The organism is Streptomyces sp. NPDC002232, assembly GCF_042890295.1.
GTDB lineage: Bacteria > Actinomycetota > Actinomycetes > Streptomycetales > Streptomycetaceae > Streptomyces.
In genome coordinates, this window is record NZ_JBIARV010000001.1 from 577862 (window position 1) to 598806 (window position 20945).

20 protein-coding genes are annotated in these 20945 nt (G+C 73.7%); 7 read left to right on the forward strand and 13 right to left on the reverse strand.

Annotated features, from left to right (window positions below; translation table 11 throughout):
• Window positions 1-122: 122 nt before the first annotated feature.
• The 7 genes from ACFYXU_RS02535 to ACFYXU_RS02565 form a co-directional block, all read right to left on the reverse strand.
• Window positions 123-1760 carry a dipeptide ABC transporter ATP-binding protein gene (locus ACFYXU_RS02535; protein WP_389408003.1) on the reverse strand — a complete coding sequence of 546 codons (1638 nt, stop codon included), beginning with the start codon at window positions 1758-1760 and terminating at the stop codon, window positions 123-125.
• Window positions 1757-2746 carry an ABC transporter permease gene (locus tag ACFYXU_RS02540; RefSeq protein ID WP_376516656.1) on the reverse strand — a complete coding sequence of 330 codons (990 nt, stop codon included), beginning with the start codon at window positions 2744-2746 and terminating at the stop codon, window positions 1757-1759. The genes ACFYXU_RS02535 and ACFYXU_RS02540 overlap by 4 nt, the downstream gene beginning before the upstream one ends.
• Window positions 2743-3720 carry an ABC transporter permease gene (locus ACFYXU_RS02545; protein ID WP_389408002.1) on the reverse strand — a complete coding sequence of 326 codons (978 nt, stop codon included), beginning with the start codon at window positions 3718-3720 and terminating at the stop codon, window positions 2743-2745. The genes ACFYXU_RS02540 and ACFYXU_RS02545 overlap by 4 nt, the downstream gene beginning before the upstream one ends.
• A complete protein-coding gene (locus ACFYXU_RS02550; protein ID WP_376516653.1) occupies window positions 3717-5459 on the reverse strand; it encodes an ABC transporter substrate-binding protein in 1743 nt (580 codons plus the stop codon). Before ACFYXU_RS02550 ends, ACFYXU_RS02545 begins: the two co-directional genes overlap by 4 nt.
• Before the next feature lie 156 nt (window positions 5460-5615).
• On the reverse strand, window positions 5616-5711 hold the full coding sequence (locus tag ACFYXU_RS02555; RefSeq protein WP_329851783.1) for an Ms4533A family Cys-rich leader peptide: 96 nt from the start codon (window positions 5709-5711) through the stop codon (window positions 5616-5618).
• A 101-nt stretch (window positions 5712-5812) separates the two neighbouring features.
• On the reverse strand, window positions 5813-7267 hold the full coding sequence (locus ACFYXU_RS02560; protein ID WP_389408001.1) for a DUF3152 domain-containing protein: 1455 nt from the start codon (window positions 7265-7267) through the stop codon (window positions 5813-5815).
• Window positions 7268-7275: 8 nt separating this feature from the next.
• The gene (locus ACFYXU_RS02565; RefSeq protein WP_376516649.1) at window positions 7276-8241 is read right to left on the reverse strand and encodes an alpha/beta fold hydrolase; all 966 of its coding nucleotides are present in this window, start codon (window positions 8239-8241) and stop codon (window positions 7276-7278) included.
• A 139-nt stretch (window positions 8242-8380) separates the two neighbouring features.
• Here ACFYXU_RS02565 and ACFYXU_RS02570 point away from each other — a divergent pair, with 139 nt between their 5' ends.
• From ACFYXU_RS02570 to ACFYXU_RS02585, 4 genes are all read left to right on the forward strand, one after another.
• Window positions 8381-8596, forward strand: coding sequence for a hypothetical protein (locus ACFYXU_RS02570; protein WP_361401860.1), 216 nt, complete (start codon window positions 8381-8383; stop codon window positions 8594-8596).
• 164 nt (window positions 8597-8760) lie between these two features.
• Complete coding sequence (locus tag ACFYXU_RS02575; protein WP_041131117.1) at window positions 8761-9420, forward strand: TetR/AcrR family transcriptional regulator; 660 nt, start codon at window positions 8761-8763, stop codon at window positions 9418-9420.
• 142 nt (window positions 9421-9562) lie between these two features.
• Window positions 9563-9790 carry a DUF3107 domain-containing protein gene (locus ACFYXU_RS02580; RefSeq protein ID WP_361401857.1) on the forward strand — a complete coding sequence of 76 codons (228 nt, stop codon included), beginning with the start codon at window positions 9563-9565 and terminating at the stop codon, window positions 9788-9790.
• A 168-nt stretch (window positions 9791-9958) separates the two neighbouring features.
• On the forward strand, window positions 9959-10228 hold the full coding sequence (locus tag ACFYXU_RS02585) for a hypothetical protein (protein WP_329851790.1): 270 nt from the start codon (window positions 9959-9961) through the stop codon (window positions 10226-10228).
• A 207-nt stretch (window positions 10229-10435) separates the two neighbouring features.
• On the opposite strand, the gene ACFYXU_RS02590 is transcribed toward ACFYXU_RS02585, so the two are convergent.
• Window positions 10436-11158, reverse strand: a complete 723-nt coding sequence (locus ACFYXU_RS02590) for a ferritin-like fold-containing protein (protein ID WP_329851791.1) — start codon at window positions 11156-11158, stop codon at window positions 10436-10438.
• 486 nt (window positions 11159-11644) lie between these two features.
• Between ACFYXU_RS02590 and ACFYXU_RS02595 the strand changes: the two genes are divergently transcribed.
• Window positions 11645-14194 carry a DEAD/DEAH box helicase gene (locus tag ACFYXU_RS02595; RefSeq protein ID WP_389408000.1) on the forward strand — a complete coding sequence of 850 codons (2550 nt, stop codon included), beginning with the start codon at window positions 11645-11647 and terminating at the stop codon, window positions 14192-14194.
• 714 nt (window positions 14195-14908) lie between these two features.
• Entirely contained in the window at window positions 14909-15796 is an 888-nt protein-coding gene (locus ACFYXU_RS02600) for an alpha/beta fold hydrolase (RefSeq protein WP_389407999.1), read from the forward strand.
• On the opposite strand, the gene ACFYXU_RS02605 is transcribed toward ACFYXU_RS02600, so the two are convergent.
• The gene (locus ACFYXU_RS02605) at window positions 15780-16613 is read right to left on the reverse strand and encodes an NYN domain-containing protein (protein ID WP_389408170.1); all 834 of its coding nucleotides are present in this window, start codon (window positions 16611-16613) and stop codon (window positions 15780-15782) included. The genes ACFYXU_RS02600 and ACFYXU_RS02605 overlap by 17 nt on opposite strands.
• Window positions 16614-16931: 318 nt before the next feature.
• Here ACFYXU_RS02605 and ACFYXU_RS02610 point away from each other — a divergent pair, with 318 nt between their 5' ends.
• Window positions 16932-17084 (forward strand): hypothetical protein, encoded by a 153-nt coding sequence (locus ACFYXU_RS02610; RefSeq protein ID WP_086024648.1) that lies wholly within the window; start codon window positions 16932-16934, stop codon window positions 17082-17084.
• Between the two features lie 90 nt (window positions 17085-17174).
• Here ACFYXU_RS02610 and ACFYXU_RS02615 read toward each other — a convergent pair whose 3' ends face one another.
• The 4 genes from ACFYXU_RS02615 to ACFYXU_RS02630 all read right to left on the reverse strand — a co-directional run bounded on the left by ACFYXU_RS02615 (window position 17175) and on the right by ACFYXU_RS02630 (window position 20592).
• Window positions 17175-17780, reverse strand: a complete 606-nt coding sequence (locus ACFYXU_RS02615) for a MarC family protein (protein WP_376516222.1) — start codon at window positions 17778-17780, stop codon at window positions 17175-17177.
• A 290-nt stretch (window positions 17781-18070) separates the two neighbouring features.
• On the reverse strand, window positions 18071-18931 hold the full coding sequence (locus ACFYXU_RS02620) for a PHP domain-containing protein (RefSeq protein WP_389456266.1): 861 nt from the start codon (window positions 18929-18931) through the stop codon (window positions 18071-18073).
• A 92-nt stretch (window positions 18932-19023) separates the two neighbouring features.
• Entirely contained in the window at window positions 19024-19662 is a 639-nt protein-coding gene (locus tag ACFYXU_RS02625) for a DUF6758 family protein (RefSeq protein WP_361395814.1), read from the reverse strand.
• Between the two features lie 345 nt (window positions 19663-20007).
• Window positions 20008-20592 carry a suppressor of fused domain protein gene (locus ACFYXU_RS02630; protein ID WP_361395817.1) on the reverse strand — a complete coding sequence of 195 codons (585 nt, stop codon included), beginning with the start codon at window positions 20590-20592 and terminating at the stop codon, window positions 20008-20010.
• Between the last annotated feature and the right edge of the window lie 353 nt (window positions 20593-20945).

Below are 20945 nucleotides of genomic sequence, written 5' to 3' on the forward strand. Positions count from 1 at the left end.
AGCGGAGACACCGGTGGTGCGACGGACGGTTGTCCGTCGCACCACCGGAAGGGGTGAATGCACGTAACTTTCGCAGCCCGGTCGCGTTCTGTCGCGGTAGGCGTCGGAAAGGTCACGGAGGGTCAGGCGACGGCCAGCTCCTGGCGCCGTTCCCGGCGCTCCGCCGCGTGGGCCGGGTCGAGCGAGGGGACCGCCGCGAGCAGCTGCCGGGTGTACGGGTCGCGGGGTGTGCCGTACACCTCCGCAACTGTGCCCTGCTCGACGATCCGGCCCGCGCGCATGACGGCGACCCGGTCGCTGACCTGCCGGACCACGGCGAGGTCGTGGGCGATGAAGACGAGTCCGAGGCCGAGTTCGGCCTGGAGCTCGGCGAGCAGCGCGGTCACCTGGGCCTGGGTGGTGACGTCGAGCGCGGAGACGGGTTCGTCGCAGACGAGGAGGCGGGGTTCGGCGGCGAGCGCGCGGGCGATGCCGACGCGCTGGCGCTGTCCTCCGCTGAACTCGTGCGGGTAGGCCCCGTACCGGTCGGGGTCGAGCCCGACGCGGTCGAGCAGCTCGCGCACCCGGCCCCGGATCCCGCTCTCGTCCCGCTCCCCCGCGACGCGCAGCGGGTCGGCGATCGACTCGCCGACCGAGCGGCGGGGGTTGAGGGAGGCGACCGGGTCCTGGAAGACCATCTGGAGCTCGCGGCGGACCGGACGCAGCTCGCGCTCCGGAAGGGCGCCGATCTCCGTGCCCGCGTAGCGGAGTTCGCCGGCGGTCGGGTCGAGGAGCCGGACGAGCATCCGGCCGAGGGTCGTCTTGCCGCTGCCGGACTCGCCGACGACGCCGAGGGTCTCGCCGGCGCGGACCGTGAGGGAGGCCTCCTCGACGGCGGTCACGGCGCTCCTCCCCCGGCCGAACTCCTTTCGCAGTCCGACCGCTTCGAGGAGGACCTCGCCCTTGGCCGTGACGGTCCTGGCCGGGCCGTCGAGCCGGGGCACGGCGGAGAGCAGCGCGCGGGTGTACGGCGCCGAGGGCGCGCCGAGCACTCCGGCGACGGGGCCGCGCTCGACCGCGCGTCCGTCGCGCATGACGAGCACCTCGTCCACGCTCTCGGCGGCCACGCCCACGTCGTGGGTGACCAGGAGCAGCGCGGTGCCGGTCTCCCGCCGCAGCTCGTGCAGCAGATCGAGGATCTGGGCCTGGACGGTGACGTCGAGGGCGGTGGTCGGTTCGTCGGCGACGAGGAGCTTCGGCTCGCAGGCGAGGGCCATCGCGAGGAGGGCCCGCTGCCGCATGCCGCCGCTGAACTCGTGCGGGCGCGAGCGGGACCGGCGCGCCGCGTCGGGGATGCCGACCCGGCCGAGGACCTCGACGGCGCGCGCCCGGGCGGCCTTCCGGGTCACCGGGTGGTGGATCCGGTGGACTTCCGCGATCTGGTCGCCGACGGCGTGGTACGGGTCGAGGGCGGACAGCGGGTCCTGGAAGACCATGGCGGCGATCCCGCCGCGCAGCCGCCGCAGGGCGGCGGGGCCCGCGGTGGCGACGTCGACGCCGCCGACGCGGACGGTGCCGCCGACCCGGGCGCCGGTGCCCCGGTGGAGGCCGAGGAGCGCGCCGGCGACGGTGGACTTGCCGCTGCCGGACTCTCCGACGAGGGCGAGCGCGCGGCCCTCCCCGAGGGTGAAGGAGAGTCCGTCGACGGCCCGTACGGGTCCGGTCTCGCGCGCGAACTCGACGGTCAGGTCGCTGACTTCCACCAGCGGGGGCGCGGTCACGTGAGGACCACCCTTCGGTCGGCGGCCGCGTACAGCAGGTCCGCGAGGACGTTGGCGAGGACGACGGCGGCGCCCATCACCAGGACGACGCCGACCACCACGGGCAGGTCGATCGTGCGGACCCCGTCGAGGAGGGTCTTGCCGAGCCCGGGGATGCCGAAGAGGGACTCGGTGAGCACGGCGCCGCCGAACATCGAGCCGATGTCGACGGCGCTGACCGCGATGACGGGCGGGACGGCGCCGCGCAGGGCGTGCCGGGTGACGACGGCCCGCTCCCCCACTCCGTACGCCCGGAAGGTGCGGATGTGGTCCTCGGCGAGCGTCTCCAGGGTGGAGCTCCGGGTCAGCCGGGCGTACTTGGCCGACTCGAAGAAGCCGAGCGTGAGCCAGGGCAGCAGCATGTTCCAGGCCCACTGCTCGGGGTCCTCGCCGAGGGGGACGTACGAGGGGAAGGGCAGCCACTGGAGGTAGGCGCAGACGGCCATGAGCAGCAGCAGCCCGAGGATGAAGACGGGCGTGCCGGTCCCGGCGAGGGTGAGGACGGTGAGGACGCGCTCGGTGGCGCCGCCCCGGCGGAGCGCCGAGAGGAGTCCGGTGCCGACGCCGACGACGAGCCAGACGACCATGGCGCCCAGGGCGAGGGAGGCGGTGGCCGGGAGGCGCTCCAGGACGAGCCGGGTGACCTGCTGGTCGTTCTGGTAGGAGAGCCCGAGGCACGGCGCGTCGCAGTGGGTGACGCCGGTGCCGGTGGAGTAGTCGCGGCCGGCGAGGACGCCCTGGAGGAAGTGCAGGTACTGACTGAACACGCTTTCGTTCAGGCCGAGTTGCTCGCGGACCTGGGCGATCTGCTGGGGGTTGCAGCGCTCGCCGCAGGCCAGCCGGGCGGGGTCGCCGGGCGCCAGGTAGAAGAGGGCGTACACGAGGACCGAGAGCGCCAGCAGGACGAGCACGGCACCCGCGAGCCGCTTGAGGACGAAGCGGGTCATCGGGAGGACTCCTTACGGGTGCCCACGCGCAGCCGGCTCGCCTCGCGGGGGTCGAGGGCCGTGCGGACGGCGTCGCCGAGGACGGTGAAGGCGAGCACGGTGACGAAGAGCAGTCCGGCGGGCAGCAGGACGTAGGCGGGATCGGCCCGGAACCAGGTCTGCGCGGTCGACAGCATCTGCCCCCAGGAGGGTGTGGGCGGGGTGACGCCCACACCGAGGAAGGACAGCGAGGCCTCGACGACGATGTTGGTGGGGACGAGGATCGCCGCGTAGGTGATGACGGGGGCCGCGAGCGAGGGCAGCAGCTCGCGGCGGGCGGTCCGCCACGGCCCGGAGCCCGCGAGGCGCGAGGCCGCGACGAAGTCGAGGCTCCTCAGGGTGAGGGTCTGGGCCCGCACGATCCGGGAGGTCCCGGCCCAGCCGAGGAAGCCGATGACGAGGACCAGCAGCAGCGGGCGGGGGAAGTCGCGCGGTACGACGGCGGTCAGGGCGACCGCGAGGACCAGCATCGGGAGGGCGACGAGGACGTCGGTGACCCGCCCGAGGACGCCGTCGATCCAGCGGTTGCCGAGGCCCGCGGCGAGGCCGACGAGGACCCCGATGAGGAGCTGCACGGCGGTGGCGCCGACGGCGACGAGGAGCGAGATCCGGGCGCCGTACAGCAGCCGGACGAACAGGTCGCGCCCGGTGCCGGGTTCGACGCCGAGCCAGTGGTCGGCGCTCGCGCCGCCGAAGGCGCCGTACGGGACGCCGCCGCGGGCCGAGTCGACGAGGTCGTCGTGGTACGCGTGCGGGTCCTGGCCCTCCAGGGCGGCGAGCAGCGGCGCGGCGAGGGCGAGCAGGACGAGCAGCAGGAGGACGGCGGCGGAGACGAGGGCGGCCGGGCGGGTGCGCAGCCGTCGCCACACCTGCCGGGCGGCGCCCGTGGCGGGGAGGCCCGCCACGGGCGCCGGAGCGTCGGTCACCGCGGTCACTTGACCGCGACCTGCGAGATGTCGAGGACGCCGGTCCAGTCGCCGATGACGACGTTCTTGACGTCCTTGCCGACGAGCCGCTTGTAGACCGGGTGGAAGAGCGGCACGTCGAGGGCCTGCTCGCCGATCTTCTTGTCGAGGGCGCCCCAGCGGGCCGCGGCGGCCTTCAGGTCGGTCAGCTTGTTGATCTCGTCGATCTCCTGGTTGACCGCCGGGTCGTTCAGCTGCGCGTGGTTGTAGTTGGAGCCGTCGGCGACGATCTGGCGGCCGTCGAAGATCGGCGCGAGGAACGGGCCGCCGGCCGGCCAGTCGGCACCCCAGCGGGAGAGGAAGAAGCCGGGGGCGTCCTTGACGCTCCAGCGCTTCTCGTTGAAGGAGTTGGGCTCCTGTCCGTCGAGCTTGACGGTGATGCCGGCCTTGCCGAGGGCCTCCTGGACGGCGGTGGCGATCTCGGGGCTGGTGGTGCGGTTCTGGGCGGTGGAGTGCAGCAGGGTGACCGTCAGGCCGTTCGGGAAGCCGGCCTCCTTGAGCAGCTGCTTCGCCTTCTGCGGGTCGCCCGTCCGCCCGGCCGGGAAGTGGTCGTACGCCGTGAACCCGAAGGCCTTCTGCTCGGGCAGGAAGGTGGTGGCGGGCTCGGCGAGCGCGGAGCCGCCGGCGGCGTTGACGACGCTGGTGCGGTTGACGGCGTACGAGATCGCCTGGCGGACCTTCGGGTTGTCGAAGGGCTTCACCTTCGGGTTGAAGGCGATGTAGTTGGTGAAGCCGAAGCGGCCGGTGCCGACGCGGGCGGCGAGCGCCTTGTCGGAGCCGATCTGGGCGAGTTCGGCGGGGCCCAGGTTGGTGTCGGTGGTGACGGCGGCGGCGTCGGCGCCAGAGGAGGTGGCGAGGCGCTGGTTGATGACCGCCTCGTCGAGCCCGGACCTGACGTCGACCCGGTCCGGGTAGGCCTTGCGCTCCTCGTCGGTCTTCGGGTCCCAGTGCGGGTTGCGTTCCAGGACGAGGCGCTCGCCGTCGTTCTCGTTCGTGACGACCTTGTACGGGCCGGAGGAGACCGGGTGCTCCTCGTACCTCGCGCCGGTGTCCTTGGCCCTGGGGACGGGGGCGAACTGGGTCTGGGTGGCGACGAAGGGGAACTCGCCCTCGGGCTTCTTCAGCTTGAAGACGATGGTGCGGGCGTCGGGGGTGACGATCGACGCGAGGCCCTTCCCCTTCTTGCCGTCGGATCCGGCCTTGTAGGGGCCCTGGTAGGTGTCGCCGCCGATGAGCCAGTCGCGCAGATAGGGGGCGCCGCCGGAGAGCTCGGCCGCGAAGGAGCGCTCGATGCCGTACTTGATGTCGGCGCTGGTGATGGCCGTGCCGTCCTCGAACTTCAGGCCCTCCTTCAGCGTGTACGTCCACTCGGTGGCGTCCTTGTTGGGGCGGCCGGTGTCGGTGGCGAGGTCGGGGACGACCTGGGTGCCGGCCGCGCCCGCCTCGCGGTTGCGGGTGGTGAGCGTCCGGAAGACGAGGGAGGGGACGTTGCCGCCGCCGGACGTGTAGAGGCGGGCCGGGTCGAAGTCGCTCTGGGGCTCGGTGTTGAGGACGCTGAGCGTGCCGCCCTTCTGCGGGCCGCCCGCGGCCTTGCCGGAGGTACCGCCCTCGGCGCCGGCGTCCTCGGGGCCGCAGGCGGCGGCGCCAGAGGCCAGGACGACACTGACGGCGGCCGCTGCCACGCGGCGCGAGATGACGGATGAACGCATCGGAAGGAGACCTCTCGGGGGTGAACTGCGGGAAAAGGAAAGGGAATTCCGCAGGCACGGGGAAACAGCCCGAAAGGGAGGACGGTGCGCGCCTGCGGGAAGGGAGAACCCGGGCGCGGCGAGAAAGACGAAAGGCCGACGAGCGCGCGGGCTGCGTCAGCTACAGAGAATGTCGGCGACGGTGTGTCCGGTCACGCCGAAGAGCGCCAGCTCAAGGGCGGCGCTTTCGGAAGCGGCGTGACGGTGCGACATGCCGAGAAATATGGACGAACGCGTGAGCGATGTCAACGCGCATATGCGCCATTCCGAGACCGGCGTCTCGGAATGTGGACGGGCCCGGTCCGGGCCCGTCGTCAACGCGTGGGATACACCCAGGGGTTGGGGCGGCAGGGGATCCCGTCGATGTTCAGCGACTTCGTCTGCTGCTGCATCACGGGGGCGAGCGCGCCCTTGGTCCGGCAGCTCACGTGTCCGTGACCGAGCCGGTGTCCGACCTCGTGGTTGATGAGCATCTGGCGATAGGCGTGCATCGCCTTCGGGCCGAAGGTCGACGAGCCCTGGGCCCAGCGGAAGGCGTTGATCATCACGCGCTGGGTCGAGGCCGAGTCGCAGGAGACGTTGTCGACGGTCGTGTCGAGTCCGGACTTCGCGCACCACGCGCCGGTGGTTCCCGGACTCGCCAGCGTGATCACGAACTTGGGATCACCACTGGAAATGCGCTCGAAGGTCATCTCGCCCTGGCCGGCCCAGCTGCGTTTGTCGTTGAGCGTCTTCTGCACGGCGTCCGCGAAGAGATTCGGGTCGAGTCCGAGGCCCTTCTCGACGTCGATCCGATAGCGGATCAGCTCGCCCTTTCCGGGCGCCTTCGCCAGGCCCGGCACGGCCTCGAACTCGCCGGAGCCCTTCAGCTTCGGGTCGATCGGGAACTGCCGGGTCATCAGCTGCTCGTAGGTCGGCGGCGTGGCGGCGGGCACCGGCTTCGCCGGGACGATCCGGTCGTCGGAGCGGGACGCGGAGCTGTCGTCCGCGGGCCGCTCGGCGGGCGTGTCGGCCGCGTGCGCCGCGGACGGGCCGTCGTCCCGGTTCGCGACCTGTCCGGCGACGACGACGGCGAGGACGGTGGCGACGGCGGCCGCCGCGACCCCGGTGAGGGTCCGGCCCAGACCGCCCCGGCCGGACGGGGTCTCCGGCTCCGGGCCGTCGGCGTCGCTCCCCCCGCGGGGCGCGGGGACGAACGGCTCCCGGGGGCCGTCCTGCTCGGGCGCGGCGGTCCGGGTGCCACCGCCCCGGGGGCCGGACGGCGCGGGGCGCGGAGCGGAGGTCTCGTCGTGCTGCGGGTGACCGCCCCGTACGGTCGCCCCGAGGAGGGGGACGCCGTGCGCGGGCGTGCCGGGGGCCCCACCGGCGAAGGCGGGGGCGCCGGTGCGGACCGGGATGCCGTGCGCGGGCGTGCCGTCGAGCACGGGGATGCCGTGCGTGGGCGTCGCGACCAGGGGAGCGCCGTGCGCGGGCGTCCCGTAGAGGGGAGTGCCGTAGGCGGGGCTGCCGTAGACGGGGGTGCCGTGGGCCGGTGTGCCGAACACGGGGGTGCCGTGGGCGGGGGTCCCGGACACGGGGGTGCCGTGGGCGGGGGTCCCGTACCCCTGCGGGCCCGTGGTCTCCCCCTCGCCGTCTCCCCCGCTCCTGCGCCGCCGTCCCGTCCCCGGGGGCGATCCCACCGGGACCGCCGTCTGCCCCGTCCCCGCTCCCGCCTGCTGCCCGGTGTCGTCCACCGAGGGCGTGGAGCCCTTGCGACTGTGTCGTCCCACGCCCCGGATCAGCTCCCGCCGTCGTCGGCGATCAGTTCCCGGACGGCCTGGGCGATCGTCTCCGGGTACTCCATCATCGCCACGTGCCCCGCGTCGGGCAGGGTCAGCAGCCGTGAGCCGCGGAAGGCGGCGGCCGCCCGCCGGGCCATCCGGTACGAGACGAGCCGGTCGCGCCCGCCGTAGACGAGCAGCGTCGGGGCGAGGACCCGCTCGGCCTGCCGCCAGAGCCCGTGCTGCCCGCCGAGGGTGTACGCGTCGACGATGCCGCGCGCGGAGCGGGCCATCACGTCCCAGAAGTAGGGGAGCTCCAGACGGCGCTCCATCTCCTCGACGGCGTACCGGAAGCCGTCCTCGGAGACCAGGCCGGGATCCCCGTAACAGAGCGCGAGGACGCCCTTGACCCGCTGCTCGGCCGTCCAGTCCTTGGTGAGCCGCGCGAAGAAGGAGGCGGCGCCGGGCACCGCGAGCAGCGCGGTGGGCCACGCGGTGCGCTGGGCGCGCAGCTCGGGCAGGGCCGGGGACACCAGGGTGAGGGTGCGGACCAGATCGGGCCGGACGGCGGCGACGCGGGTGGCGACCGCGCCGCCCAGCGAGTTGCCGACGAGGTGGACCGGTCCGCGTCCGCCGGCGTCCAGGAGCCGGATGACGGCGCGGGCGTGTCCGGTGACCGAGTAGTCGCCGTCGTCGGGCGGCGGGGAGTCGCCGAAGCCCGGCAGGTCGACCGCCTCTCCGTCGACGAGGTCGGCGAGCAGCGGCATCAGGGCCGACCAGTTCTGCGAGGAGCCGCCGAGCCCGTGCACGTAGAGGGCGGGCGGCAGACCGGGCCGGTTCCCCGGCCGGGCGCGCACGGTGAGGCTGAGCCCGGGCAGCGTGACGGAGTGGAGCTCCTCGCCGTCGGCGACCCGTACGGCGCGGGTCCGCGACGCGGTCGGTGCGGCGGCGGTCCGGGAATCCGGCAGCTCGGTCGAGGACATGCGCGCAATATTACGAGACGATCACGCGCGGACGCGTGTGGGTGCCGTCACAGGTGCGTGTGCGGCGGGGCGCGTTCGCTCCTAGGCTCGAAGGGTGGGCCATCGGGACACCGCGACCCGCACCCCCGGAGGGAACCGCATGACTGTCGATCCGAGCGAGCCGGACACCTTCACCGAGGAAGAGGTCGTCGTGCTGGACCAGGAGATCCCGGAGGCCGACGCCGCCGAGCAGCACACCGAACTCCAGCAGCACGAGGACGAACAGCCCATCCATCTCGAACGCGACTCGGCGAACGAGGCCGACGCGTCCGAACAGGCGCGCGTCGTCGCCCTCGACGAGGACGACTACCGCTGAGCGGACGACTCCCGCTGATTTGTTCGGTTTCATCGTGAATCGACTGTCGACCCGGGCGTCCGGTCCGTGAAATTCTGCGTCCGCACCGCGCACAGCCGGGTTACCCAAAAGTACGATGGCGGCGCGGCGCGACAGCGCGCATGGATCGATTCTTGGGAGGCCGCGTGAGCGCCATCGAGCAGACAGAGGCAGCACGCCCTCGGGGCACGCGCCTGCCGCGACGTGCCCGACGGAACCAGCTGCTCGGCGCGGCCCAGGAGGTCTTCGTCGCGCAGGGGTACCACTCCGCCGCCATGGACGACATCGCCGAGCGGGCCGGCGTCAGCAAGCCGGTGCTGTACCAGCACTTCCCCGGGAAGCTGGAGCTGTACCTCGCGCTGCTGGACCAGCACTGCGAGTCGCTCCTGCTGGCCGTGCGGACGGCGCTGGCCTCCACCACGGACAACAAGCTCCGGGTCGCGGCCACCATGGACGCGTACTTCGCGTACGTCGAGGACGAGGGCGGCGCGTTCCGGCTGGTCTTCGAGTCGGACCTGACCAACGAGCCGGCCGTGCGCGAGCGCGTGGACCGGGTCAGCCTCCAGTGCGCCGAGGCCATCTCGGACGTGATCGCCGAGGACACCGGCCTGTCGAAGGACGAGTCGATGCTGCTCGCCGTCGGCCTGGGCGGCGTCTCCCAGGTCGTCGCCCGCTACTGGCTGTCGAGCGGTTCGGGCATCCCCCGCGACAAGGCCGTCGGGCTCCTCACCTCGCTCGCCTGGCGCGGCATCGCCGGTTTCCCGCTGCACCCGGTGGACGGCCAGCTGAGCGCCGAGGGCCACTGACCGCTCCCGCGCGCGTCATTCCCGGAGGCTGTTCGCTCCTGGCGTGCACCGGGTGACCCGTGCGGGTCCCCTCACCGGGCTAATGTGTGCAGCGTACGGCGCGGGTATTCGCGCAACGCTGACCGTTCGGAGGGACATAGCCGTGGAGGTCAAGATCGGCGTGCAGCACGCACCCCGGGAGATCGTTCTGGAGAGCGGGCAGTCCGCCGAGGAGGTCGAGCGCGCGGTGGCCGACGCGCTGGCCGGCAAGGCGCAGCTGCTCAGCCTCGCGGACGAGAAGGGCCGCAAGGTCCTCATTCCGGCCGAGAAGATCGCGTACGTGGAGCTCGGCGAGCCCGCCGTCCGCCGCGTGGGTTTCGGCGCTCTCTGAGCCCCGGATCCGACGCGAAGGGCCCGGTGGACCACTTCGGTCCACCGGGCCCTTCGCGTCGGCATAGGGCCACGTCAGGGGGTACGGAAGGATTGCGCGCCGGACGCCAGGGGTAGGTACGGCTGTGACCGCACCACCCGCCCCGCACCCCCCGCGAGGTGATTCGACGTGTTCCTGGAAGCCCTCGGCTCCGCCCTGCTCGGCTTCGCTCTGGCCTGGGCCGCAGCGCACCGGCTGCCCGACCGCCTCCCCGTCCGGACGATCGTGCTCCTGACCGGGACGCTCGGCGGCGTCTTCGGCGCCCTCGTGACCCACGGGGCGCTCGGCCCCGGCCACTTCCTGGCGACCCTGATCGGCGCCGTGGCGGTGGCGGCGGTACTGATCTCGCTGCTGATCCGCCCGGCCTCGCGCAGACTGCGCCGATCAGCCACGGTCTGACGGGGCGGACGGGGCCGATCGGCGCGACGCACGAGCCACTTGGGCCGCCGTGCGACGGGCGCGACGCCTTGGCCGCTCGGGCCACCGCGGACGCGCTGGCCGCGCCGGAGCAGCCGCCGCCCGACCCGGGCGGACCACACCGATCGGCCCCGTCCGACCGGCGCGGCGCCCGGGCCGCTCACGCGGCCCTCGGCGCCTTCGGTCGGATCAGGCCGCGAGGCCCAGCGCGGCCATGCGCTTGGTGTGCGCCTCGGTGATACGGGAGAACATCCGGCCCACCTCCGCGAGGTCGAAGCCGTCCGCCACGCCGCCGACCAGCATCGTCGAGAGCGCGTCGCGCTCGGCGACCACGCGCTGCGCCTGCGAGAGCGCCTCGCCCATCAGACGGCGCGCCCAGAGCGCGAGCCGGCCGCCGACCCGCGGGTCGGCCTCGATCGCCGCACGGACCTTCTCCACCGCGAAGTTGCCGTGGCCGGTGTCGTCGAGCACCCCGAGCACGAGCCCGCGCGTGTCGGAGTCGAGCCGCGCCGCGACCTCCCGGTAGAAGTCACTGGCGATCGAGTCGCCCACGTACGCCTTGACCAGACCCTCCAGCCAGTCCGACGGCGCGGTCAGACGGTGGAACTCGTCGAGCGCCTTCGCGAAGGGCTCCATGGCCGAGGTCGGCTCGGCGTCGACGGCCGCGAGGCGGTCGCGCAGCCGCTCGAAGTGCTGGAACTCGGCCGAGGCCATCTTCGCCAGCTCCGCCTTGTCCCCGAGGGTCGGCGCCAGCTTGGCGTCCTCGGCGAGCCGCTCGAAGGCCGCGAGCTCTCCGTAGGCGAGGGCGCCGAGGAGGTCGATCACGGCGGCGCGGTACTGCGGCTCGGCGGAAGCCTCCGCCCAGTCCTTGGCGGCGATCCCGGTCGGTGTGGCGTTGTCAGGCGTCTCCATGGAGCGCACAATAGCCCGCCCGCGCGACCCGGTAAGGCCCTGGTCAGTCAGTGTGACCGTGCCCTCATCGCGTTTTCTCCCGACACACATGCGCGAATCCGGGGTACAGTGATAAGGCGCCTGCTGAGTATGCGGACATGCTTTCGCACGTTCAGACGTATCCGGTGGGCCGACTCATGAATGAGGATGCCCGGTCGGTGGCCCGATCGGCTCCGGCCCGACAGCCCTTCCGGCGGACCCGCGGAAGGGTCACCCTCAGCGGTTCGACGCTCGAGCGACGGCAGTGGTCCCGTGCCACCCGGCGGTGATCTCCCCTGATCCCCCCGGAAGATCCCGGCACGGTACGACCCCCTTCGTTCGCCTCGCGCCGCGTCTCACAGAAGAGGCAGCACCCTGACTACGACTTTCCGAGAACTCGGAATCCTTCCCGAGACGGCCGAGGCCCTTGAGGCCGTCGGCATCGTCACCCCCTTCCCCATCCAGGAGATGACCCTCCCGGTCGCCCTCACCGGCACCGACGTCATCGGCCAGGCCAAGACCGGCACGGGCAAGACCCTCGGTTTCGGTCTCCCCATCCTGGAGCGCGTCACCGTCCCCACGGACGTCGAGGCCGGCCGGGCGACGCCCGAGCAGCTGACCGACGCCCCGCAGGCGCTCGTCGTCGTCCCCACCCGCGAGCTGTGCCAGCAGGTCACCAACGACCTGCTGACCGCCGGCAAGGTGCGCAACGTCCGCGTACTCGCCATCTACGGCGGCCGGGCGTACGAGCCGCAGGTCGAGGCGCTCCAGAAGGGCGTCGACGTCGTCGTCGGCACCCCCGGCCGCCTGCTCGACCTGGCCGGCCAGCGCAAGCTCGACCTCTCGCACGTCAAGGTCCTCGTCCTCGACGAGGCCGACGAGATGCTCGACCTGGGCTTCCTGCCCGACGTCGAGAAGATCATGAAGATGCTTCCGGCGAAGCGCCAGACCATGCTCTTCTCGGCCACCATGCCGGGCGCGGTCATCGGCCTGGCCCGCCGCTACATGTCGCAGCCCACCCACATCCGGGCCACCTCGCCCGACGGTGAGGGCGTGACCGTCGCCAACATCAAGCAGCACGTCTACCGCGCGCACAACATGGACAAGCCGGAGATGGTCTCCCGCATCCTTCAGGCCAACGGCCGCGGGCTCGCGATGATCTTCTGCCGCACCAAGCGCACGGCCGCCGACATCGCCGAGCAGCTGGAGCGCCGCGGCTTCGCCTCCGGCGCGGTCCACGGCGACCTCGGCCAGGGCGCCCGCGAGCAGGCGCTGCGCGCCTTCCGCAACGGCAAGGTCGACGTCCTCGTCTGCACCGACGTCGCCGCCCGGGGCATCGACGTCGAGGGCGTCACCCACGTCATCAACTACCAGTCGCCCGAGGACGAGAAGACCTTCCTCCACCGCGTCGGCCGCACCGGCCGCGCGGGCGCCAAGGGCACCGCGGTGACGCTCGTCGACTGGGACGACATCCCGCGCTGGCAGCTCATCAACAAGGCGCTCGGCCTCGACTTCCACGAGCCGGTCGAGACGTACTCCAGCTCCCCGCACCTCTACGAGGAGCTGGACATCCCGGCGGGCACCAAGGGCATCCTGCCCCGCGCCGAGCGGACCCGCGCGGGTCTGGACGCGGAGGTGCTGGAGGACCTGGGCGAGCCCGGCGGTCGCCGCGGCCGCGCGCCGAAGGCCGCCGAGAAGACCGAGGAGCGCCCGGCCCGCACGCGGACCCCGCGCCAGCGCCGCCGCACCCGCGGCGGCGAGCTCGGCGACGCCCCGGCGTCGACGGCTCCGGCCGTCGAGACCCCGGCCGTCGAGACGTCCGCGGACGAGGCCGGCCCGCGCACCCCGCGCCGGCGTCGCCGCACCCGCGTCGGTGCCCCGGGCTCCGCTCCGGTCGCCGCCGCCGCGTCGGCCGGCCCGGCCACCGTCAAGGTCGAGGTCGATGTCGTCGAGGCCCCCGCCGTCGAGACCCCGGTCGTCGAGGCCGCCCGTGTCGTCGTCGAGGAGCCGAAGGCCCCCCGTCGCCGGGCCCGTGCCGCCCGCCCGGAGGCCGTGACGGCCGAGCGGACCCCCGCGGCTCCGGCCGCCCCCGCGGCCCCCGAGCCGGCTCCGGCCCCGCGCCGTCGCCGTGCCCGGGTGGCGCGTCCGGTCGAGGAGACCGTGTCGTTCCAGACGCCCGAGAGCGCCGCGGTCGCCCTGATGGCGCGCCGCGCCGTGGAGCCGGTCGTCGAGGCCGCTCCGGTCGTCGCCGAGGAGCCGAAGAAGGCGGCTCCGCGCCGCCGCACCGCGAAGAAGGCCGTGGCCGAGCCGGTCGTCGTGACCGAGTCGGTCGTCGAGGCCGCTCCGGTCGTAGAGGCCGCTCCGGTCGTCGAGACGCCGGTCGTCGAGACGCCGGTCGTCGAGACTCCGGCGGTGGAGGTCCCGGTCGCGGAGGTTCCCGCGCCGCGCCGTCGCCGCACCGCCCGTCGGCCCGCCGGTTCGCCGGTGACCGCCGAGGCGCCGGTGGCCGAGGCCCCGGTGGCCGAGCCGGTCGCCGAGCCGGTCGCGGCGGAGCCCGCGCCGCGCCGCCGTCGCGCCGCCAGCCGTCCCGCCGGGTCCCCGGTGAGCGCCGGTGCGGCCGAGGTCATCGTCGTGGCCGCCGCGCCCGCTCCGGTCGTCGAGGCGACGGTCGTCGAGGCGCCGGTGGTGGAGGAGGCCCCGAAGAAGGCGGCTCCGCGCCGCCGCGCCGCGAAGAAGGCCGTGGCCGAGCCGGTCGCCGAGGCCGTCGAGGCGGTCGAGGCCGTGGCGGTCGTCGAGGAGGCCCCCAAGGCTCCTCGCCGCCGGGCGGCCAAGAAGACGGTCGCGGCCGAGGCTCCCGAGGCGTCCGCGCCGAAGGCTCCGGCCCGCCGCCGCACGACGAAGAAGGCCGCGGCAGCGGTCGCCGAGGTCGAGGCGCCGGTCGCGGAGGAGGCCCCGAAGAAGGCGGCTCCGCGTCGCCGTACGACGAAGAAGGCGGCGGCGGCCCAGCCCGAGGGCTGATCCCCACCGCACCTCCCGAGCGGCCGGGCCCCTGGTGGGGGCCCGGCCGCTCGGCCGTCCGGGACCGCGAGGCCCGCGGGGAGCCCTCACCCGGTGTCCGGCGCCCACGTGAGCCTTCACCCCGCGCCCGTATGGCCGCGCCAGTGCCCGAGTGCGCCTTCACCCCGCGCCCGTATGGGCCGCGCCAGTGTCCGCGTGAGCCTTCACCCCGCGCCCGTGTGGGCCTGCCGCCTCGGCGGGGCGGTGCCCGCCGCCCGCGCCACGCGTGCTCCCGCGCGCGCTGCCTGTGTGCGGGCCAGCGCCCGCTGCGTGTGTGGGCCCGTCTCGCCCACGCCCGTGTGGGCGCTTGCCCGCTGCCCGCGTGTGCCTTCGCCCGCTGCCCGTGTGGGCAATCGTCCCGCTGGGCGGGACGGGTGGGCACACGGGACTGCGCCCTTCGCGGCGCCTCCGCGTCCTGCGCCCTGGCCCGCACCACCATGTGCTGCACCTGGTGGTGCGGGTTCAGGCGCTACAGCCTCTGGCGCCGGCAGGGCGCTGGTCCGTTGTGCCCACCCGTTCCGCCCCTTGCGGAACGCCTGCCCACAACGGGGCGGGGGCGCCGCCCACAACGGCGGGGCGCGGGCCCATGACGGGCCGGGTGCGCGGCCCGCGGCGGACCGGTGGGCCCCACCGCGTGCGCGGGCCGCGGAAGGGCGGCGGGGCTACAGTCCACGTATGAGCAAGCCCCGTTCCCTCCTGCTGCCGCCCCGCACCCGCGCCCGCGCGCTGGAGACCGCGCGGGGGCGGTTCGCCGTGCTCGACGCGGAGGCCGTCGGCGAGCGGCGGGGCACGGTGCTGCTGCTGCCCGGGTACACGGGCAGCAAGGAGGACTTCCTCGCCCTGCTGGGGCCGCTGAGCGAGGCGGGGTACCGGGCCGTGGCCGTGGACGGCCGGGGCCAGAACGAGACGCCGGGCCCCCGGGGCCGGGCCGCCTACCGCCGCAGGGCGCTCGCGCTCGACGCGGTCGCGCAGGCCGCCGCCCTCGGCGACGGCCCGGTGCACCTGGTCGGCCACTCCTTCGGAGGCCTCGTGGCCCGCGCTGCGGCCGCGCTCGCCCCGGCCGCGTTCCGCTCGCTCACCCTGCTCTCCTCCGGCCCCGGCCGGGTCGCGCGGCCGCAGCGGATCCGGATCCGGGTGCTGCGCGTCTCGCTCATGGTGCTGTCGAAGGAGCGGGTGTGGCAGGCCATGTGCTGGCTGGACAGCCGCGGCGAGGAGCCGGAGACGACGGACGCGCCGGAGCTGGCCGGCTTCCTGCGGCGGCGCTGGATGCGTACCCGTATCGCCCAACTCGCGGGCGCAGGAAGCCTGTTGCTGGACCGTCAGGACGGCACGGAGCAGCTCGCCGCGGTGCGCGTACCGGTGCACCTCGCGTACGGCTCGGACGAGATGGTCTGGGCGACCGCGGACCTCGCGGCGGCGGCCGCCCGCACCGGGGCACACCACACGGTGGTGGCGGGCGCCGGCCACTCCCCCAACGTGTCGCACCCCCGGGAGCTGACGGACCGCCTCACGGGTTTCTGGCAGCGGACCGGGGCCCCCGCCGAGGTCAGTACTGCGCCTTGAGGTGCTGCCAGAAGCCGTCGCGCAGCGCCCGCCGGAGGGAGGCGTGGCCGCGCAGCGAGCGGCTGAGGAGGCGCTCGGCCTCGACGAGCAGGTCCTGGTCCACCGGTCCGGGCAGGTAGGGGGCGCCGGGCAGGAGTTCGGCGAGCCGGTCCCGGCCGCGTTCGCCGAGCCAGGTCGCGGCGATCTGGGCGCCGACGAAGCGCACCTCCTCGCGGGAGGGCGGCGGCTCGCCCTCGTTCTCGTAAGTGGTGACGGGGCGGCGCGTGACGTAGGGGCGGCAGAAGTCGAGCTCGAAGGTGCGCTGGCTGTCGACCTCCCAGAGCAGCGCCTCGGCCTGGTTGCGCCCCTCGGCGGCCTCGATGCCCCAGAGGTGGACGCGGGCCCCGTAGCCCTGGGCGGCCTCGACGGCCGAGACGAGGTCCTCGTCGCCGCCGACGAGGGCGGCGTCGCTGATGGCGCGGTGGCGGGCGAGGGACTCCAGGTCGGTGCGGATGAGGGAGTCGACGCCCTTCTGCTGGTTGTTGGCGTTGAGGTTGCCGAGGCGGACCTTGACGTCGGGGAGCTCGGCGATGGCCTGCTGCTCGGGGGTGTGGATCCGGCGGCGGGCCCCGTCGTACCAGTAGACGCGCAGGAGCCGGCTGTCCGCGAAGATCGTGCGGGCCTTGTCGATGAAGGCCTCGATGAGGCCCTCGGCGTCGAGGTCGAAGGAGCGCCGGTCCTCGGTGCCCGCCACTAGCAACCCGGCCGCAGCATGGACGTAACCCGCGTCGACGAAGATGGCGTGGGTGGAGGGGGTCTTGGCCACCTCGGCCAGCATCCGCTGGAGGAGCTCGTTGGTGCGCTCCAGGCGGGCGCGCAGCGGGGCGTCGGCCGCGAGGGCGTCGGTATCGGCCGCGTGCGCGTCGGTATCGGCCGCTCGGGGGGTGGTCTCGGTCGCGTGGGGGGTGCGTGCGTCGTTCATACGGGGCTCATTCTCCGCCGCCGGGGGTCGGTCCGCCACACTCCCCTACCCGTCGGTAGTTAGACAATCGAAAATTTTCTTTAGCGTAAGGAATGTTTGCAGGGTGCACGTCGTTGGACCCTGTGTAACGCAGTTCTCCGTACGGAGGATCAACTCAGACGAAGGGAGAAGCCCATGCGCTTCGAAATCCTGCGACTTGACGACATCGACGGCACGCCCGTCGACCGCACCGTCGTGGACGCCGCCTCCGTCAACCGGATCGTGCAGCAGGCCGCTTCGATCGGCCAGCGCATCTGGATCCGCCCCGCCGAGACCTCGGCCTCGTAACAGGCCGGGTGCCACACCACGCACCGCGCCCCCGCACGGACTTCGCCACAGCGGAATCCGTACGGGGGCGCAGTGCTTCCCGCGCGGGGCTCAGGCGTTCTGGATCACCTGGGTGACGCCGTTGATGATCTGCTGCACCGCGATGGCGGAGAGCATCATGCCGGCGAGCCGGGTCACCAGGACGACGCCGCCGTCCTTGATGACGCGGATGATCACCAGCGAGTACCGCATGGTCAGCCAGAGCACCACGTGCATGGCGGCGATGGCGGTCCAAACGGAGACCTGAGACGCCACGCCGTGGGCGTTCTGCACGGCGAGGATGACCGAGACGATCGCGCCCGGCCCGGCGAGCAGCGGCATGCCGAGCGGGACGAGGGCGACGTTGACGTCCTTGGTCTGCTTGGGCTCGTCGGTCTTGCCGGTGAGCAGGTCGAGCGCGATGAGCAGCAGCAGGAGACCGCCCGCGATCATCAGCGCGGGGACGGAGACGTGCAGGTAGTCCAGGATCTGCTGGCCCAGGAGGCCGAAGACGCTGATGACGCCGAAGGCGACGGCGACGGCCTGCCAGGCCATCCGGCGCTGCACCTTGGCCGGGCGGCCGGAGGTGAGCGCGAGGAAGATCGGGGTGATCCCGGGGGGATCCATGATCACGAAGAGGGTGAGGAACAGCGAGCCGAAGACGGCGACGTCGAACACGGTGGGGTGCCTTGCGGGAGAGGTGGATCGGTGGGGCCTGCCCGAGCGCGGCGGAATGTGGGATTCCGCCGCCGGGGCAGGAGGGACGCCGCCCCGCGCACGGCAGGGAGCCGCACGGGTGGCGTGGGACGGGAAGGCGGTGGGTACGCACGCCGCTCCGTCCGGGCGGCGGGCACGGCGGCCGGCCGCCGGCACGAGGGCGGCGGGAAGGGACCCGGAGGGACGGGGAACGTCGTGTCGGCAGGGCCGGAGCGGCTCGGCGAGCCCGGCCCCGGATCGACGGGAGACCCCTAGAACGCTCCCCCGGCGCCGGGGACCGGGAAGGCACCCGCCGCACGGCGGGTGATCTCGCCGTAGATCTCGGGGTCGGTGGTGTACTCGCCGGGGCGACAGGTCTTGCGGCTGCCGTGGTAGTCGCTGGAGCCCGTGGTCAGCAGACCCAGCTCCTTCGCGAGCCCGCGCAGCCGGGCCCGCGTCGCCTCGTCGTGGTCCATGTGGTCGACCTCGACGCCGTCGAGTCCGGCATCGGCCAGCCTGGCCAGCGAGGCCTCGGACAGCACCTGGCCGCGCTTGACGGCGAGCGGGTGCGCGAAGACGGTGACGCCGCCGGACGCCTTGACGAGGCGGATCGCCTCGAGGGCGTCCAGCTCGTGCTTCTCGACGTACGCCCGGCCGCCGTCGGCGAGCCACTCGGGGGTGAACGCGCCGGACACGTCCCGGACGACCCCGAGCTCGACGAGGGCCTCGGCGATGTGCGGGCGGCCGACGGAACCGTCGCCCGCGATCCGGGCGACCTGCTCCCAGGTGACGGGGACGCCGAGCTCCTGGAGCCTGGAGACCATGCCGCGGGCGCGCGGCACCCGGTCGTCACGGACCAGTTCGCGCTCGGCGAGGAGCGTCGGCTCCTCCGGGTCGAAGAGGTACGCGAGCATGTGCAGCCCGATGCCGTCCATCCGGCAGGAGAGCTCGGCCCCGGTGACGAGGGTCAGCCCCGCGGGCAGGGCGGCGATCGCCTCGGCGTGGCCGCGGGTGGTGTCGTGGTCCGTCAGCGCGACGACGTCGAGTCCGGCCGCGGCCGCGTTCCGGACGAGTTCGGCCGGGGAGTCCGTACCGTCGGAGGCCGTGGAGTGGGTGTGCAGGTCGATGCGCACGACGCGGTACTCCAGGGGCTCGGCACGGGCAGGGGACGCTCCAGCATAACGGGCGAATCGAACACGCCCGTACGGAACGTCACCGCGCGCCGCTAGCCGAGCAGCCTCGGGGTGAGCGCGCCGCAGGGCAGCAGGTCGACCTCGGCGCCCGCGTCCCGCAGGTCCGTGAGGACCAGCTCGTCGTACATCAGGAGGCCGGACTGCTCGGGCCAGACGATCGCCCACAGCCACAGGCCGCGCGCCTCGCCCGCGAAGACCGCGCGGTCCTGCGGGGCGCCGGTGACGTGCCAGAGGGGGGTGGGCCGCCCGGCGGCGAGGACCTTCGCCTGGGGCGGTTTGTCGATGGCCATGCCGGAGCCGGGATCGAGGCCGTCGATGCCGGCGTACCGCGCGCCGAGTCCGACGCCGAGCTCCTCGGCGACCAGGAGCAGCTCGCCGATGCCGCCGAGCGGGCCGGGCCCGGAGCAGGCGACGGCGGTGGCGCGTCCGCCGCTGCGGTCGTCCCCGGCGTAGGCGACTCCGGTGAAGAGCCAGCCGACGGGCAGGGGCCACGGCATCCACACGGGGACCTGGGACCGGTGCACCACGACCCCGAGGCCCTCGACGCTGGGCGGGATCACGGGCTGGAGCGGGTGCACCGAGCCGTGCACGTCACACTGCCAGGAGTCGGCGAAGAGACCGGGCGCCCTGACCCGGCCACCGCACTTCGGACAACTGGGTTCGCCCCTCATAGGGCCCAACGGTCCTAGCTCTTCCGCCCCGCGTCAAGGACGGTCACACACGATCACCCGTCCGGCCCGGGACCGTCACCCAGGGCAGCCGGCCGGTCCTCGACCGGGCCCGACCGGGCTTCCGTGCGACCGGAGACCGGCCGGACGCGACTCAGACCCCGACCGGGCGTCCGCCCCGCGGGGACCGGCCGGAGCCGAATCAGCCCCCGACCCGGCGTCCGCACCCGCGCAGACCGGCCGGAGTCGAATCAGCCCCCGACCCGGCGTCCGCACCCGCGCAGACCGGCCGGAGCCGGATCGGACCCCGGCCGGGCGTCCGTACCCCGAGGACCGGCCGGACCGGGGTCAGTCCAGATCCACCGACCTGCGCAGCGGATCGCGGAGGTCCGTCCCCCGGTCCAGCCAGCGCGCCTCCAGGGCCTGGGCGCCGTGCACGCGCTTCCACGCCGCCTCGTTCGACGTCATCGGCAGCAGCGGCAGGAAGCGGACCGGATCCATCGGGGCGTCGAGCTCCAGGTCCTCGACCAGGCCGCCCGACTCGGCGACCAGCACCGAGCTGAAGGCGGCGCCCGGCCAGAGCGGGTCGCCGACGTCGAGCGAGGCGCCGGGGGCCACGATCACGCCCTCGACCTGCGGGGTGGCCGCGAGGACCGCGAGCGGGCGCAGCACCTTGTCGGTGTCGGCGAGCCCGGCCCGCACCGTGAGGACGAGCTCCGCGCGCGGGCCCTTCACCGGGTCGGCGAGCGCGGAGGTCGGATCGGCCATCGGCTGCGCGGACATCCCGAGCGTCGCGTACCGCACGAGGTCGCCGTCGACGAAGCGCAGCACCTCGATCCGGTCCGTGCCGAGGAAGGTCACCGCGGCCCGCGCGTCCGGTTCGCCGAGTGCCGTCCGCAGCCGGGCCTCGACCAGTGCAAGAACTTCTCCCATGCCGGGAGCATAGATCGCGTATGGAACGGGCAAAGTAAGGGATTGACCCTCTGTCGGCTGATAGTGTTGGCCACTGGTCGGGATTCCCGACTGCTCGTCACACGTCATCCCCGACAGGGGACCGGCCGGAGGAGGTGGGACTGCGATGGACCGAAGTCGGTCGGGCAGTACCAGCCGCTCTTCCGCCGCTCCGCACCCCCGCCCGGTGCGCTTCTTCCGGTGACGTCCGGGTCCGGCTCGGACCCGCCCTCCGGTTTCGCTCGACGGAAGAGCATCTTCGCCTTTCCCAGTCTGTAGCGACCGCCGTCACCGCGATCCCTCGGTGCCGCCCGCTTTGTGGACGACGTACCTCC